This is a genomic window from Vibrio floridensis (genome assembly GCF_021852965.1).
GTDB lineage: Bacteria > Pseudomonadota > Gammaproteobacteria > Enterobacterales > Vibrionaceae > Vibrio > Vibrio floridensis.
In genome coordinates this window covers 1-16175 of the sequence record NZ_JAKGCY010000010.1, presented here as the reverse complement: position 1 = coordinate 16175, position 16175 = coordinate 1, and the positions used below count along the sequence as shown (strand labels likewise).

The 16175-nt window shown below is 42.0% G+C and carries 15 protein-coding genes; 13 read left to right on the top strand and 2 right to left on the bottom strand.

The genetic code is table 11. The annotated features are described in order from the left end of the window. Window positions 1–4: 4 nt before the first annotated feature. Window positions 5–922, bottom strand: coding sequence for a DUF58 domain-containing protein (locus LZU85_RS14740; protein WP_237287461.1), 918 nt, complete (start codon window positions 920–922; stop codon window positions 5–7). A 3-nt stretch (window positions 923–925) separates the two neighbouring features. Continuing rightward, a complete protein-coding gene (locus LZU85_RS14735; protein WP_237287459.1) occupies window positions 926–1882 on the bottom strand; it encodes an AAA family ATPase in 957 nt (318 codons plus the stop codon). A 333-nt stretch (window positions 1883–2215) separates the two neighbouring features. Here LZU85_RS14735 and LZU85_RS14730 point away from each other — a divergent pair, with 333 nt between their 5' ends. The 13 genes from LZU85_RS14730 to LZU85_RS14670 all read left to right on the top strand — a co-directional run. Next, window positions 2216–4129: a methyl-accepting chemotaxis protein gene (locus LZU85_RS14730; protein ID WP_237287458.1), complete on the top strand. Its 1914-nt coding sequence runs from the start codon at window positions 2216–2218 to the stop codon at window positions 4127–4129. 47 nt (window positions 4130–4176) lie between these two features. Next, window positions 4177–4377: a restriction endonuclease subunit S gene (locus tag LZU85_RS14725; protein ID WP_176299437.1), complete on the top strand. Its 201-nt coding sequence runs from the start codon at window positions 4177–4179 to the stop codon at window positions 4375–4377. A 279-nt stretch (window positions 4378–4656) separates the two neighbouring features. Further along, entirely contained in the window at window positions 4657–5142 is a 486-nt protein-coding gene (locus LZU85_RS14720) for a low molecular weight protein-tyrosine-phosphatase (RefSeq protein WP_237287456.1), read from the top strand. Between the two features lie 251 nt (window positions 5143–5393). Beyond that, the gene (gene wecB / locus LZU85_RS14715; RefSeq protein ID WP_237287454.1) at window positions 5394–6515 is read left to right on the top strand and encodes a non-hydrolyzing UDP-N-acetylglucosamine 2-epimerase; all 1122 of its coding nucleotides are present in this window, start codon (window positions 5394–5396) and stop codon (window positions 6513–6515) included. Between the two features lie 20 nt (window positions 6516–6535). Continuing rightward, window positions 6536–7786, top strand: a complete 1251-nt coding sequence (gene wecC / locus LZU85_RS14710) for a UDP-N-acetyl-D-mannosamine dehydrogenase (RefSeq protein WP_237287452.1) — start codon at window positions 6536–6538, stop codon at window positions 7784–7786. Between the two features lie 20 nt (window positions 7787–7806). Further along, a complete protein-coding gene (locus LZU85_RS14705) occupies window positions 7807–9054 on the top strand; it encodes a lipopolysaccharide biosynthesis protein (protein WP_237287450.1) in 1248 nt (415 codons plus the stop codon). 6 nt (window positions 9055–9060) lie between these two features. After that, a complete protein-coding gene (locus tag LZU85_RS14700) occupies window positions 9061–10401 on the top strand; it encodes a hypothetical protein (RefSeq protein ID WP_237287448.1) in 1341 nt (446 codons plus the stop codon). After that, window positions 10367–11446, top strand: coding sequence for a glycosyltransferase (locus tag LZU85_RS14695; protein WP_237287446.1), 1080 nt, complete (start codon window positions 10367–10369; stop codon window positions 11444–11446). Before LZU85_RS14700 ends, LZU85_RS14695 begins: the two co-directional genes overlap by 35 nt. 17 nt (window positions 11447–11463) lie before the next feature. Then, on the top strand, window positions 11464–12798 hold the full coding sequence (locus LZU85_RS14690) for a phenylacetate--CoA ligase family protein (protein WP_237287444.1): 1335 nt from the start codon (window positions 11464–11466) through the stop codon (window positions 12796–12798). Between the two features lie 9 nt (window positions 12799–12807). Then, entirely contained in the window at window positions 12808–13890 is a 1083-nt protein-coding gene (locus LZU85_RS14685) for a glycosyltransferase family 4 protein (protein ID WP_237287441.1), read from the top strand. Then, entirely contained in the window at window positions 13890–15083 is a 1194-nt protein-coding gene (locus LZU85_RS14680) for an aspartate-semialdehyde dehydrogenase (protein ID WP_237287439.1), read from the top strand. The genes LZU85_RS14685 and LZU85_RS14680 overlap by 1 nt, the downstream gene beginning before the upstream one ends. After that, a complete protein-coding gene (locus tag LZU85_RS14675; protein ID WP_237287438.1) occupies window positions 15070–15810 on the top strand; it encodes a WecB/TagA/CpsF family glycosyltransferase in 741 nt (246 codons plus the stop codon). The genes LZU85_RS14680 and LZU85_RS14675 overlap by 14 nt, the downstream gene beginning before the upstream one ends. 33 nt (window positions 15811–15843) lie before the next feature. After that, window positions 15844–16175: hypothetical protein (locus tag LZU85_RS14670; protein ID WP_237287436.1), on the top strand; the 332-nt coding region annotated here is incomplete at its 3' end.

Below are 16175 nucleotides of genomic sequence, written 5' to 3'. Positions count from 1 at the left end.
ATTATTACGCAGTTAATTGATTGATTAAGGGTTTCGCACACGAAAGGGTGCTAAACGGTATTCCATTACGATAACTTAACCTTTGCAAGCGTTGTTGATGCTGTTCGAAATTCGCTTTTAAGGCCATTTTTTGCTTTTTTGAACCAAAGTCAAACCAGCGAGAGTGCTTGCCATTGCTGGCCATCACTTGACCTCGATAATCGGTTTGACCAGATTCAAGTGGATCATAAAGTTGTATCAAATGAACGCTGTTATGCTGTTTCAAATGACCAATTTGGCCAAGTTCCTGTTCTGAAAATTGAACAAAGTCACTAAGAAAAATAATCTGACAACCTTTCGGTGACATGCGCTTCAATCGTTCAAAGACTTCGCCGTTTGAGCGAGGCGCTTCAGAATGTGCAGTTTGGCGACGGTTGTGCTGCTCCGCGAGTTGGTGCAAAAACGACAAACCATTGCGCGTTAACGCTGAAGGCTTGTGTTCAAAGAGGGTATGGCCATCATCGATCAGTGCACCTAATCGATCTTTTTTCGCTAATGTCGTCCACAACAACACGCTGGCAAGGTGTGCGGCCTGTACCGATTTGAACAGGTACTGTGACCCCAAAAACATACTGCTGCTGAGGTCTATATAAAGAATGACGGCTTGCTCTTTGTCTTCACTAAAGAGCTTGGTGTGTGCTTTACCAGTACGAGCGGTGACACGCCAATCAATGGTGCGGATGTCATCACCTTGCTGGTATTGGCGTACTTCCTCAAAATCCATCCCTCGGCCACGTTGACGGCTGGCATGAGCGCCACTCAACACCGACAGCACGCTGCGTGCAGGCGGCAACCAACGTACTGATTGGCTCTGATAGTAAATGAGCTCATCAAGCGAGAGCGTGACGCCATTCGCAAAGGGTGGCAATGCAGCAACACTCATCAATTAAGCACTTCCCACCAAGCTGATCAGCTTATCAATCACTTGGTTTGTGCTTATCCCTTCGGCTTGTGCACGGTAAGAGAGCATAATGCGATGTCTTAGCACCGGGTACGCCATGGTTTGGATATCTGCAGGGGTGACATAATCTCGTCCACTGAGCCAGGCTAGGGCGCGGGCGCAGCGATCTAAGGCGATAGTAGCACGTGGACTCACTCCCAATCCGACCCATTCTGCGAGTTGTGAGTCGTATAGCTCAGGCTGACGTGTCGCCATGACTAACCGCACCACATAGCGCTCAAGAGCCTCTGCCATCTGAACATTCAGCACCGCTTGGCGCGCTGAGAAAACATCTTGTTGTGTCACGAGCGGTTTTTCGGCTTGTGCTTCACCTTTGGCTTCGCCTCGGTTGATGCGCAAAATAGCAAGCTCGTTTTCTGCGTCAGGGTAATCCACATCCAAATGGAGTAAAAAGCGGTCTAACTGCGCTTCAGGCAGTGGGTAAGTACCTTCTTGCTCGATCGGGTTTTGCGTTGCCATGACTAAGAACAGCTTTGGCAGCGGGTAGGTTTGTCGGCCTGCTGTTACTTGGCCTTCTGCCATCGCCTCCAACATCGCAGCCTGTACTTTAGCGGGTGCGCGGTTGATTTCGTCCGCCAAAATCAAATGGTTGAAGATCGGACCCGCTTGAAAGATAAAGTCCCCTTTTTCAGGGCGAAAAATGTCGGTGCCCGTTAAATCGGCAGGCAACAAGTCCGGCGTGAACTGAATTCGATGAAAATCGCCTTCAATACAATCTGCCAGCGCTTTGACCGCGCGTGTTTTGGCCAGGCCGGGAGGGCCTTCTACCAAAATGTGCCCGTTGGCTAACAGTGCAATGAGTAACTGCTTGACCAGTTCTGGCTGGCCAACAATTTGAGATTGTAGATAGGTGTTTAAGGCATCAAAACTGCGTTGTGGCATAGCGTTACTACATAAATGAATTTGTTTATTGGTTTACAAAACTCGAACAAAGTTCCGTGCTTAGCATCAAAATATCAAGTTGGGATGCTCGGCAATGATCTCAAGGGAACAATAATAATTTTTCAGGTTCATTAGGGCTGGTTTCGAAAGCATGGGTTGGGTGGTGAGCGTAATATGTGACCTGTGAACTATAAATCATTTCAGTTTCGGTCTGACTCGCCGATATAGGCTATACCCATAAGAATGTAACAAAAGATGTGCTATATTACGGCGTTTTGTCGTTGTCTTATCGCATACTATCCACAATAAGTGATTCTTGTTAAAGGTCCAAATATGATAAATATTAACTCATTGAGTATTAAGCAGAAAGTTGTCTTGGGGATAACTTTTGCTGTGCTTGCTTCTACGATCCTTCTTGGTTTTATGGCTCAGAAGCAGTCACGAGAGGTGATCAGTCATCGTCTCGTGGATATTGAGCTGCCGCTGATCCTGAGCCAGATCAACTTGGAGATTGATAAAGATGTCTCTCAGCTCCTATCTGCCGCTGAGCAGTTGGCTAAAAATGAATTTGTACGCGATAGTCTGCAAGAAACCAATGATCCTGAAGGACAAACTAAGCTTGTTCAGCAGCTGAACAATGTCAAGAATCAGTACAAGTTGAACGATGCTTCTGTTGCCAACCGAAAAACAGCCTACTACTGGAATCAGAACGGCTTTTTGCGTCAGTTGACGCAAGCACAAGATGGCTGGTTCTTTGGTTTTATTAATTCAGGCCAATCGACCATGGTCAGCATCTTCACTGAAGCGAATGGTGAGGTGAAGATGTTTGCAAACTATCAACACCTTTCTGGCTTTACGATGTCAGGTGTCTCGAAGTCTATGGACGAGATGGTGAGCAAACTGAATGGTTTTAAGATAGAAAAAACGGGTTACGTTTTTCTCGTCGACAGCCAAGGTAAAATTCAAATCCACAAAAACAGACAGGCGGTCGGCAAACCGCTTTCCGCTTATGTGACGGAAAACCCATCATCATTACTGAACAAACAGCAAGATGTGGTGTTTGAAACCGAAGTCGATGGTCAACGTGTGTTTGTTGCTAGTGCTTATGTTCCATCGATGAACTGGTATGTTGTGGGTGTTGTACCTGTAAATGAAGTGTTTGCAGACCTTGATGCGGCCGCGAGTCAAATGTTGATCACAACGTTTGTGGTGGCGGCGGTGTTTATCTTGATGGGTATCATCCTTGCGAACAGCATTACCAAGCCGATCCAACAAATCGCGGCTCGATTTACTGATTTGGGTCGCGGTGATGGCGACTTAGCACAGCGGATCGAAATCAAAGGAAAAGATGAGATTGCGCAACTCTCCTCTGGCTTTAACGGATTTATTGAGAAAATCCATGCAACAATGAAAGAAGTTGCAGCGACCAGCACCTCCTTAAATACAGCGGCAGAAACGGTGTCGGCGAAGGCCTCTACGACCCACGACAACAGCCAAGAGCAACGAGATCAGACCATCCAAGTTGTGACTGCGATTAATCAGATGGGCGCAACCATCAGCGAAATCGCTTCGAATGCAGCAACGGCAGCGGACACCGCAAATCAAGCATCGAGTAACACAAAGCTCGGGCGTGATGTGGTGACCAAAGCGAAGAACGTGATTTCTCGCTTGGCAGATGACGTTGAAACCACCAGCCAAGTGGTTTCTCAGTTAGCGTCTACTACCCAAGAAATCGGCTCAATTCTCGATGTGATTCGCGGCATTTCAGAACAAACCAACTTGCTTGCGCTAAACGCCGCGATTGAAGCCGCTCGCGCAGGTGAGCAAGGGCGTGGCTTTGCCGTGGTAGCCGATGAGGTGCGAAACCTCGCCAGCCGCACCGCCACATCGACCGAAGAAATTCAGAAGATGATCAACAAGCTACAAAACGATGCTAAAGACGCAGTCACGGCGATGAATGCAGGCAAAGCGGTCACTTTTGAAGGGGTAGAAGCGACCGATGAAGCGGTGCACGTACTGATGGGAATATCTGAGCGTATTGCTGACATTTCAGATCGCAACACGCAAGTGGCAACGGCAACAGAAGAGCAATCCACCGTAGTGCATACCATTAACCAGAACATTGAGGAAATTAACGCCATTAATGAAGTGACGACAAGCACGGCAGAAGAACTGGCGGATGCAAGCCAAGCACTGAGAGCGTTGTCGCGCCGTCTTGATGCTATGGTGGGTAGCTTCAAACTGTAAATTTAGGTAGAATCCGAGACAGTTTTGACCATTTTAGGTAAGTGAAAATGAGTGATTTTGAACAAGAACTTCAGATGATTTCAGAAGAGGCGAGTCAAGAGCCAGAGGTGAAGTTACCGTCTCTTGATGAGCAAAAGCAGATTGCTGCTGAGCTGAAACGACTCGAAGCCGAAGGCAAATTAACCCCAGAAGTACTAGAGCATTACTTTGGCAAGTATGCGCAAAAGGGTGATGCGCCCATTCACTAAGCCAATCAATACCTAGGGAAGCAGATGCTTCCCTTTTTTCTTTTTCCTTTCACTTCTGCGATATCTGCAGCCAGTCTCCCTCAAAACATCAGCAGGAAAATCGGTGTCTCGAGGGGGGCGCAAATAGCTCCCGTACTACCCCAGCAAAATAAGCTGCTTCGGCAGAGGGATGAGTTTCTCAAAATAGTGACAAAGTTGCATTTGCAAATAGGTTAATATGCCAAGCATTAATAAGGAAAGCTTTGATATCTACTCAAAGAATAATTGGCTAGGGACAAAATGGAATTGTCAGCTCTCATTGTTTGTAGAGGCAACATTTGCCGATCTCCGCTCGCAGAGGCGGTATTGCGCGAGAAGGCAAAAGCAAGTGGGATTGCACTCCACGTTGAGAGCGCAGGTTTAATCGCGGAAACCAGTGGTAAACAACCTGACGAAAAAGCCATTCACGTTGGCCAGCAACGTGGCTACTCCCTTCAAGGCTTACACTCCCGTACATTAACCTTCAACGATATAGCTCGTTTTCATCGCATTTACGCTGTCGATAAAGCTGTAATGGCAGACATACTCGATATTTGCCCCAAACTCTCTCGTAACAAAGTGGCGCTCTATTTGGCCCACACTCAATTAGACAATAAAGAGATAGCAGACCCTTACCAAGGACCTCTCAAAGAGTTTGAACGCACCCTCGATCTCATCGAATTGGGTGCCGATGGCATTTTAACTTACCTAACACAAAAAGAAGCATTGATGGTGGCATTGGTTTAGTTACACGCTTGACCCCTTATCGCCTAGACAACAACGTTTGTTAGTAAATGCAAACGTTGGCGCTGACCAGCTGTAATGAACAATTGGTATATCGAGCATTTAGAGCCTTTTGAACGCACTCTGATAGCGACAATCAGTGGCGGTAGCGTGTCTGGGTATCAAGTAAACCACTTCTCACTAGAACTGCTTTTATCAGCAAAAATAAGTTCGATTTTTAACGTTAGTTGGTTTTGTTAAAGAGAAATAATTCAATGAAAAAAGTCCTCATTACTTTTGGCACACGCCCAGAAGCGATAAAAATGGCACCATTAGTACACCAACTAAAAGGTGATGTTCGATTTGATGCGAAAGTGTGTGTAACCGGACAGCACCGTGAAATGCTTGATCAGGTCCTTGAGTTGTTTGGGGTTGTTCCAGATTACGATTTGAACATCATGCAACCAGGGCAAAGCCTTACTCAGGTAACCAATAAAATTCTGATTGGTATGGAGAACGTGTTGCAAACGTTTCGTCCAGATATTGTGATTGTTCATGGTGATACAGCGACCACTTTAGCCGCCTCTCTTGCTGCCTATTATCAGCAAATATCCGTTGCCCATGTTGAAGCGGGCCTGCGAACGGGCAATATCTACTCACCATGGCCGGAAGAAGCAAATCGTAAACTGACTGGAGCACTGGTGCAGTACCATTTGGCCCCAACGGAAACTGCCAAGCAAAACTTGTTAAAAGAAAACTACCCAGATGATGGAGTCTTTGTTACAGGTAACACGGTGATCGATGCTTTGTTTCACGTGCGAGACAAAATACAGCAAGACAATGATTTAAAACAAACGTTAGAAGCGCTGTTTCCGATGTTGTCTCCGGAACGCAAACTTGTTCTTGTTACTGGACATCGAAGAGAGAGTTTTGGCGGTGGTTTTGAGCGAATATGCCAGGCACTGTTACAAACAGCAAAAACACACCCAGATTGCGATATCCTTTATCCAGTGCATTTAAATCCAATGGTACAAGAACCAGTCAATCGCCTACTTAAAGGGGTGAGTAACATTCACCTTATCGAACCACAAACATATCTACCTTTTGTTTATCTGATGGACAGAGCGCATCTTATTCTCACCGATTCTGGTGGCATTCAAGAGGAAGCCCCTTCATTAGGCAAACCCGTTTTAGTGATGAGAGAAACCACTGAGCGCCCTGAAGCAGTGAGCGCGGGAACGGTTCAGCTGGTTGGTACAGACGATAATGTGATTTGCCAAGCACTCAATGTATTACTCAGTGATGAGATTGCCTACCAACAAATGAGCCAAGCCCACAATCCATATGGGGATGGAAAGGCATGTGAACGAATTGCTGACATTCTTGCAACGAATTAAATCTTGATAAGGTGACTAAAATGGAATTTCAAAAAGTATCGGTAATCGGGCTTGGCTACATTGGCTTGCCCACGGCGGCTGTCATTGCCTCTCGAGGCGTCCAAGTCATTGGTGTGGATGTTAACAAAAATGCGGTTGATACCATCAATGAAGGCAGAATTCATATCGTTGAACCCGACCTAGACATTGTTGTGAAAGGGGTAGTTGCAACGGGCAACTTAAAAGCGACCTTGGAACCTGAAAAAGCGGATGCGTTTATGGTTGCTGTGCCGACGCCATTTATTCACAGTGTAGGTGGCGAGCACAAGCCTGATCTTTCTTACATTGAAGCCGCCGCAAAAGCGATCGCCCCGGTGCTTGAGAAAGGCAACTTAGTGGTGCTTGAATCTACGTCACCTGTAGGTGCAACAGAAAAATTGGCTGAATGGCTTGCACAAGCAAGGCCTGACCTTACTTTCCCTCAACAGGTAGGTGAAAGTGCAGACATCAATGTGGCGCACTGCCCAGAACGAGTGTTACCTGGCTATGTACTCCATGAGCTGGTTTCAAATGACCGTGTGATTGGTGGCTTGTCTGAGGCGTGTAGCGCAAAAGCAAAGGCACTGTATGAGATCTTTGTTCGCGGTGAATGCATTATCACCAATGCTCGCACGGCTGAAATGGCGAAATTAACCGAAAACTCCTTCCGCGATGTGAACATCGCGTTTGCCAATGAACTCAGCATCATCTGTGAAAAACTAAAAATCAACGTTTGGGAACTGATCAAACTGGCTAACCGTCACCCTCGAGTGAATATTTTGAACCCAGGCCCAGGTGTAGGTGGACACTGTATTGCAGTCGACCCTTGGTTTATTGTCGATAGCTGCCCAGATGAAGCCAAAATCATCCGTCAGGCGCGTCTGACTAATGATGCCAAACCTTACTATGTGATTGAGCAAGTAGAAAAAGCGGCAGATGAGTTTAAGAAACCGGTGATCGCATGTTTAGGGCTTGCCTTTAAAGCGGACATTGACGACCTGCGCGAAAGCCCAGCTGTACAAATTGTGGAACATTTGGCTGGCTTAGGTATCGCGGAGCTGTTGGCTGTTGAACCCAATATTAAAGAACTACCAAACCGCCTTGCTAACAGCGATATACAGTTGGTCAGCCTACAACAAGCAATGGAAAGAGCCAATATAGTTGTTGTGCTAGTCGACCATAAGCAATTTAAAACAGCAGACAAGACGCAGTTTGCCAAGAAAATTGTGATTGATACGCGTGGAATAGTTTAACCTAAAATAATCGTAATTCGATGCTAAGAAAACTACCTAAAATTGAGAACATGCGCTCATTCATCGCAACTGGTATCGGAGTTGCTATGGCTCAGGCAATATCGCTATTATCGATCCCACTGATAGCTAAAATGAGTGGTCCCCAAACATTTGGGGACTTTTCATATCTTTATTCTTGGCTGATAGTTGCACTTGTTTTTTCGACGTTAAAGTTAGAATTTGCAGTGTATGTTTTATCTAGGGATAACATTGCGCGATTAAGAAATATATTCAAGCTGATTTTGCCGGTAATGGCATTTTTTATTTCCATTGCGTTAACATTATTGGCGCTGCAATATGTTCCTGCCATGGTGGCTAATGCTATATTGTTGTTTTCAAGCTTTTTTATCTTCTTATTCTTTGCCGGGTATTTTGAGTTTGTTATACAAGACAACGTTAAGCAAGGTAAGTTTAAGTTAAATGCGGAATTGCGAATAATAAGAGCATTTTCAGTGCCGTCCGTATTTTATCTTATATCCTGTTTTTTTGACTTGTCCGCTGAATCAATAATTATTACATTTTCTATTTCGAACGCGATTCCTGTTTTATATGATAAAAAAGAAAATGGAAGCTCCTTATTTTATAATTCGAGTGTAACTGATGGATTTTCTGTATTCAAAAAGTGTAAAGACACAGTCAATTATTTAGTTCCAGCCCATTTCATTGCAAGATACTCTTCAACCTCATTAATTCTATTAACAGGGACGTTGGGAGTTTCTTCGGAACAAATAGCGAAATACGTTCTGGTCGAGAAGCTGCTGATTGCTCCTGTTAGTATTGTAACCGCTGCAGTATCCGATGTGGTTAAACGTGAAATATCGAAAGATCCATTATCAGGGTTAAAAAACTATTATCGACTTTGTTTCTATACGGCAATTGTAAGTGCGGTTGCGGTAGTAGTAATCCTAACGGTTTTTGACGAGGTTGTTCTTTTCGCTATGGGAGATGGGTGGGGCGGTATAAATGATTACGCTATATATCTCCTACCATACATGATATCTCTTTTGGTGCTGTCTCCAATAACACACGTATATACAGTTTTAAGGCGGCAGAAATATGACTTGGCTTGGCAGGTATTTCATGCAGTAATTACGACTGCCGCAATCTATATTGGGCTGCAAAGTGGATTCAGTACAGCTGTACTCTACTTCTCTTTGTCTGCCTCTGTTTCCTTATTGATATCCGCATTGATTTGTCGTCATTTTGTATTGACGCATAAGCCAGAGTGATCATCTGTGAAAGATAATTTACTTTCAAATTTTGGATATATAAATTCTTTTGTTTATATATTTAACTTAATTGTTATTGGTGTTTTTGCCAGCTTGTTTAATATACCTCAGTTATATTGGTTGGGGGTGATGACACCATTTTTATTACTTTTTTCTAGAGAGAATAATATTCAGCTGGCTTTCAAGCGGGATACGGTTTGGCTCTTCGTTTGGTTCGTTTACTTGTTTGTGTTTTGCTTTTTGTTTAACACGCCAATCTCTCTAAAAATGGTTGCGGTAAAGGATTACATTCTCCCAACCTTAAGTTTATTGGTTTTGGTGAACATTGGTTTTGGACGAAATCAGTTGGAGTACTTTTATAGACTGATTCGCTTGATTTTGTTCATCCAATTACCTTTTTTATGTTACCAATTCCTTTTTTTAGCGAGAAATGTAGGGGATCGCGCATTTGATTGGGATTTAATGACTGGAACCTTTGGATTTAATTCAGAAGGTGGTGGGGGAAATAGCGCAGGTTTATTGTTGTTCTTGTGTTACTTTGTCGTGTTGTGCGTTTCAAGAATAAGAGGTTCTCAGCATCAATCTCTTGATTTTCTCGCGTTAATATGTGCTTCGTTCTGCCTGTTTTTAATTGAAACCAAAATTATTTTCTTGTTGGTTTTTTTAATTCTACTTCATGTTGTACAAAAAAATGATTGGATTCGTCCGGCAAAATTAATATTGGCGGCAATTATAACTATAGCCTTGTTATATTCATTGTTAACTATTTATAGCAAGGTTTACGTCGGAGAGAACAGTTCCGTTTCGAGCGTATCTGATTATATTGAACAGTTAAGTGGTGAGTATGTTGATACCGAGGTTATAGATTACGAGACTGGTGAGGTCAGTCGACAAGCCGCAATGGATATTTGGATTGGTGAAAAATATGAATATGGCATTGATTTTGAGACTCTAGTTGGCGTAGGGTTAACCTCCTCCAAAGCGGGAAACTATCATATTATGGAAGCGGCTTCATACGGTAGCTTAATCAATTTTGCGAGCACTCAGATTACTACCTACCTTTGGGATGTCGGTGTTATCGGTGTGGTAATTCTTTGCGTACTTTACATTGCCACATACATTAAATTGTTACGGTATATCTCTAGAGTTAGCCCAATGGAAGAATCATTTATCCGTGCATCTTTGTTCGTTATTACAGCTATTTTTATATATCCATTTTACTCGTTGTCGCTACACCTTAATTCTATTAATTTGTTGGTGGTCGGCATGCCATTCCTAATCTTAAGTTCTATTGGTTTTAATGTGGTTTTCCATGACAAGAAAAAAAATAACGATAGTTTGCAGTAATCAATTTGGTTATTTAACCGATACATTCAACTACTGCTTGTATTTAAGAGAACAATATAACATACATTATATATGTATAGACTTTGGAAAGCCAAAGATAGAAATGGAAGGCGTCCAAGTCAGTTACATGCCGTTACAGCGCTTAGGTTTTGGGAAATGGTTTGATTTCTATCAATATTGTAAAGGCAACTTAGCAGATAGCGATGTATACTTTGTTAAGCATTTCTTCTTGTGTTCGTTGTTGTTATTAAATATCGATAGGAAGACCTCTGTTTGCGATACTCGAACAGGTTCGGTTAGAAATAATAAATTTGTCCGTTCTGTAGAAAACGCGCTAATGTCTTTGGAAATGAATCTTTTTAAACACAAAACTGCAATCTCTCATTCGTTAGCCAAGAAATTGTATCTTTTCAATTATCAACTTCTGCCATTGGGAACTACGTTGTTTAAACGACGTGACCATCTGGAAGCCAATGCATTAAATTTAATTTATGTTGGTACACTCACCGGTCGAAAATTGCAGGATACCCTGTTTGGTTTTAGGCGATTTGTTGAGCAATCAAAATTGCCTAGGGATAAAATTTCATATCAAATCATAGGTGATGGAGAGGGCAACGAGTTAAATTATTTAAAGCAGATTTCTGGCGAACTGGAACTTGATGACATCGTAACTTTTCATGGACGATTACCAAATACAGTTATAGAACCTTTTCTGCAAAACTCTAACGTTGGCATCTCTTATGTACCCATAACGCCATATTATGATGTGCAGCCAGTAACTAAAACTCTAGAATATTTATCATCAGGTATGCCTGTAGTTGGTACTGCAACTAAAGAGCAGAAAATAATATTGAGTTCTACGGTGTTGGGTGAGTTGTGTAATGACAATGCGGAGTCATTTTGCACTGCACTTGATAGCATTTATCAGAGGATTGATCAGTTTGAACCAGCCAAGTTGGCAGATACGGTTGCAGAGTTTAATTGGCGAGACATAGCGAAGTCTCTGGATAATTATCTTCAATTGATCATGTGTTCAAAAGCTTAACAGCCATAGGTGTATTAATGTTTACTAGTAAACTATACGTGAAATCGCCAGTTTGGTTTCAAACGTTGGCGTTAAGTATGCGTGCTTTAGCTAGAAAGAAATTGAGAAACAACAAAGAAACTCAGGAAGTTATTGCCGAGTTGTTAAGCCATGACTATTCGATAGATAAGTTAGATTCATATAGAATTAAAAAGAAAAATGAAGTGTTATTGAATGCAATCGACAATTCGTCTTTCTATAGCCAAGTTTCTTCAAATTCGTTGGATGTCGATAAATTTCCATTTATGGATAAAAATCTCTGCAGAGAAAATGCTTCAGAGATTCGTTCAAAGATAAAACCAAACGTTGTTGTTCATGGAACCACAGGTGGTACCACTGGAATGCCGTTGGAAATTCCGCAGTCGATGCATTCTGTAATTTATGAACAAGCTTTTATTTCCCGTCATCTTCAATGGGCTGGTTTTAAGGAAGGTGATAAACGTGCTTGGCTTAGAGGTGACATGATTGTCCCGTTACACCAGACGAAGCCCCCGTTTTGGCGTAACTCCTATTTTGAAGATATGTTATACCTTTCTTCATATCATCTTACCGCCCAAAACATACCTAGTTATATTGAAGCAATGGTTGATTATGGAGTGGATATTATTCAGGCATATCCATCTGCTATTTCAATTATTGCTAATTATTTAGAACAGAATGGTCTTGTATATCCAGCTAAGCTGAAGGCCATCATTACCTCTTCTGAAAAGCTAAGTCTTCATGAGCGTAGTGTTATTTCAAAAGTGTTCGGCTGTAATGTGTTTGATTGGTATGGCATGTTTGAACGAGTAGCTGCTATCGCAAACTGCGAGCATGGGCGTTATCATTTGCTGACGGATTATTCGCATGTTGAATTTGGACCATTGATTGATGGTGCGAATGAAATAATTGGAACTAATTTTAATAACTTATATTTTCCACTTATTAGGTATAAAACTGGTGATCGAGTTCTTCTTTCTAAAGAAGAGTCTTGCCCCTGTGGTCGAGTATATCCATTGATTGATGAAGTTGTAGGCCGCTCTACAGATTATTTACTTGCCATAGGTGGGAATAAGATTGGCTCCGCAATATTAAGTTTTGTTCCTAAAGGCGTTGAAGGGTTACTTGAAACCCAATTTGTACAAAAAACGTTTGGAAAGGTTTCTGTTTATGCTGTTGTTGAATGTGGGAAGTTTAATTCCATTCAAGAAGAAAAGTTAATTAATAATCTTAAACATTGTGTAGGTGTTGAAATAAAAGTTGAAGTGCATGTTGTAGATAAGTTAACTAGGACTTCATCAGGAAAACTTAAGCATGTTATTTGTGAAGTCTAAAGGATATAAATGAAAAAAATTAACTTAATGGTTTCTACCGATATTGATGGTAAAGGCGGTGTGGCAACTGTTGTACAAGGTTATCGTGACTGTGGATTTTTCGCTACTAACAATGTTGCGCTGATTTCGTCCCATCGAGATGGAAAGAAATTTTCGAAAATTTATGCCATGTTATACTTTTTTTCTGCTTTAGCTAAAGTTTTTTATTTTCACGTTTTTTATAAAGTTGGTTTTGTTCATATTCATATGTCATCGCGTGGTAGCTATTTCAGGAAGTCTATGATAATCCGCATTGTGAAAATGATGCGTGGCAAAGTTATTCTGCATCTTCACGGTGGCGAGTTTCATATTTTTTATAATTCTGAATGTTCTCACAGAAAAAAAGAACATATTAGGAAAACGTTTGCGCTATGTGATGAGATAATTGTGTTGTCAAGTCAGTGGGTAGATTGGTTCCAAAAGACATTCTCGAGATATAATAATATTGAAGTTATTTACAATGTAGTTTCTGATGTTAACTTGAAATCGGAGAAGAAAGCTATTGGAAACATATTGTTCTTAGGGCGTATGTGTAATGCTAAAGGTGTTATGGACCTAATCCAATCTTTTTCTAAGGTTGTAGAGACTTTCCCTAATGCCCGTTTGAAACTGGGCGGTGATGGTGATGTGTCTGAATATCAAGCTGAGGCAGAACGCTTAGGTATTCTTAACTCTGTTCAATTTTTGGGATGGGTAGCCGGAGCTCGAAAAGCACAGCTAATGGCAGAGGCTGATATTTATTGTTTACCGAGTTATAACGAAGGGTTTCCTATGGGTGTATTAGAAGCTATGGCAAATAGCGTTGCCGTTGTTTCTACTCGGGTCGGTGGTATTCCCGATGCAATCACCAGCGGCATTGATGGCACACTGATCGATGCCGGTGATGTTAATGCACTGGCCAATGCTCTAATTGAACTAATTACTAATCGGGAACTGAATGATGCTTATGTTACAGCGGCAAAGAATAAGTTTGAACAACGGTTTAGTGTAGATGCTGTTATGCCACAACTTAACGAACTGTACAAAAAAGTGTTAGCTAAGAGTACTGACTAATGAATGTGATGCAAGTACGTAACGTTATTCTCGCAAAGTCTAAATCTGATGATTTTGCCGGTTATGATCCCTTTGATGGTTTGAATAGTAAGTTATTTGATATATTCCCATCTTTTAAAAATAACGTTATCGGTTTGGCATGGATCCAGTTTTTTAAACGTTCTTCTGTTAACTTTCGGCCTGTATGCAGTGTTCCTAAAAAACGTAATCCTAAAGGTATTGGTTTATTTATTTTGGGAATGTTGGAGCAGCACCAACAAAGTAATGAAGCTGAGTTACTAAACCTGTGCATTGAACTGGCTGATTGGTTGATCGAGCAACAGTGTGATAAACAACAATGGCAGCATAGTTGTTGGGGTTATCATTTTGATTGGAAAGCTCGTGCCTTTTTTGTGCCCAAAGGCAAACCCAATGTAATTACTACCATTTATGTCGCGCAAGCATTATGGAAGCTTGCTGACGTGTTAGAGCAACAAGATAAACATAAATCCGAACAATATCGAAACCTAGCTCTGGACGCTGGCAGTTTTATTGTGGAAACGCTTTATACTGAAGCTGATAATCGTTGCTTTTTTGCTTATATTCCCGGTGAAACAGCCTTTGTCCATAATGCCAGTCTTTGGGCTGCAGCTTGGGTGAGCGTGGTCGCATCTTATACCAATAATCAAAGCTATCGTGAGCTTGCGTTAAAGGTGGCGCGGCAATCTGTTGCTGAGCAGGCCGCTGACGGTTCTTGGGTGTATGGTGCTCGCCATCATCATCAGTTTATTGATGGTTTTCATACGGGTTACAATTTAGAAGCCTTGCATTTGATTCGTAGCTCATTGCAGATCGATGAGTTTGATGATGCGATTAAACGTGGATTTTCTTACTATAAAGAAAACTTATTTGAAGCAGATGGCACTGCTAAATATTATCATAACGATCGTTACCCACTTGATCCTCATTCGGTTTCACAGGCAATTATTACGTTGGTTAAGCTCGCTCAGCATGAGTCTGACATCCGGTTAGCCGAAAAGGTAATTTTTTGTGCGATTGATACCCTTTATCTGCCTGAAAAAAAACAGTTTATTTATCAGAAGTCGAAAAGATCTGTAAATAAGATTAACTATATGCGCTGGACACAGGCATGGATGTTTTATTCGTTGTCGTTTTATTTAAATGTGAAAGGAAGTGTTAATGAAGCGCATTGAGATGTTAGGTGTGCCGATGGATTCGGCCAATATGACTGAAACCGTGAGTACTATCCAGCAACGCATTGTAGCACAGCAGTTTACTCAACACGTTGTAGTTAACGTGGCAAAAGTAGTTAATATGGGTAAAGACGCTGAGCTTGCCAAATCAGTTACCGAGTGCGACATCATCAATATTGACGGTATGGGGGTTGTTTGGGGGGCTCGATTACTCGGCCATGATGTACCAGAACGTGTTGCCGGTGTTGATTTGTTCTACCAGCTTAATGCGATGGCTGAGCGCGAAGGTTATTCAGTATTTTATTTAGGTGCAAAACAAGACGTTGTTGAAAAAACGGCAGCAACAATGCGAGAAAATCACCCTACTTTACGTATCGCGGGTTATCACCATGGATATTTTTGGGATGACGAGCAGGCGTTAGTTGATAAAGTTAGAACTTCTGGCGCACAACTATTGTTTGTCGCCATTACCTCACCCAAAAAAGAAAACTTTATTAACAAATGGCGCGAGCAACTTGGTGTGACTTTTGTGATGGGAGTGGGGGGGACCTTTGACGTTGTCGCTGGCAAGGTTAACCGCGCACCAGAATGGATGCAGAACTCGGGTTTGGAATGGCTTTATCGTGTTATTCAAGAACCTCGCCGCATGTGGAAAAGATACCTAGTAACCAACAGCCAGTTCGCTTGGCTATTAATAAAAGCTAGATGTTTAAGACCGAGAATGTAGACCGAAATTTATTAAGTATAACGGAGGGGTGAAATGGCATTGCAAAAAATAGTCTGGGATAGTGAAGCGACTGATCTTGTACTAGATAATCCGGATTCTGGAGATACCTTTAGAAATACAATTTTGGAGATGTTAGCTGTTTCTCCCTCAGATGTTATATATCAATACGAAAATAGTAGTTTGATTTTTATCGCACCGTCAGGTTACAAGCTGACGGTTAAAGATGTCCCCTTTAAAGGTAACCCATTTCATGTGCAGTATTTTGAACAAACCGGTGAATGGTTTGGCAATAACGACGCGCAAGTATTTACTGGTGTAGCAGGGTCAAGTGATTACTTTGCTGGGAATGGTGGTGATGATGTCTA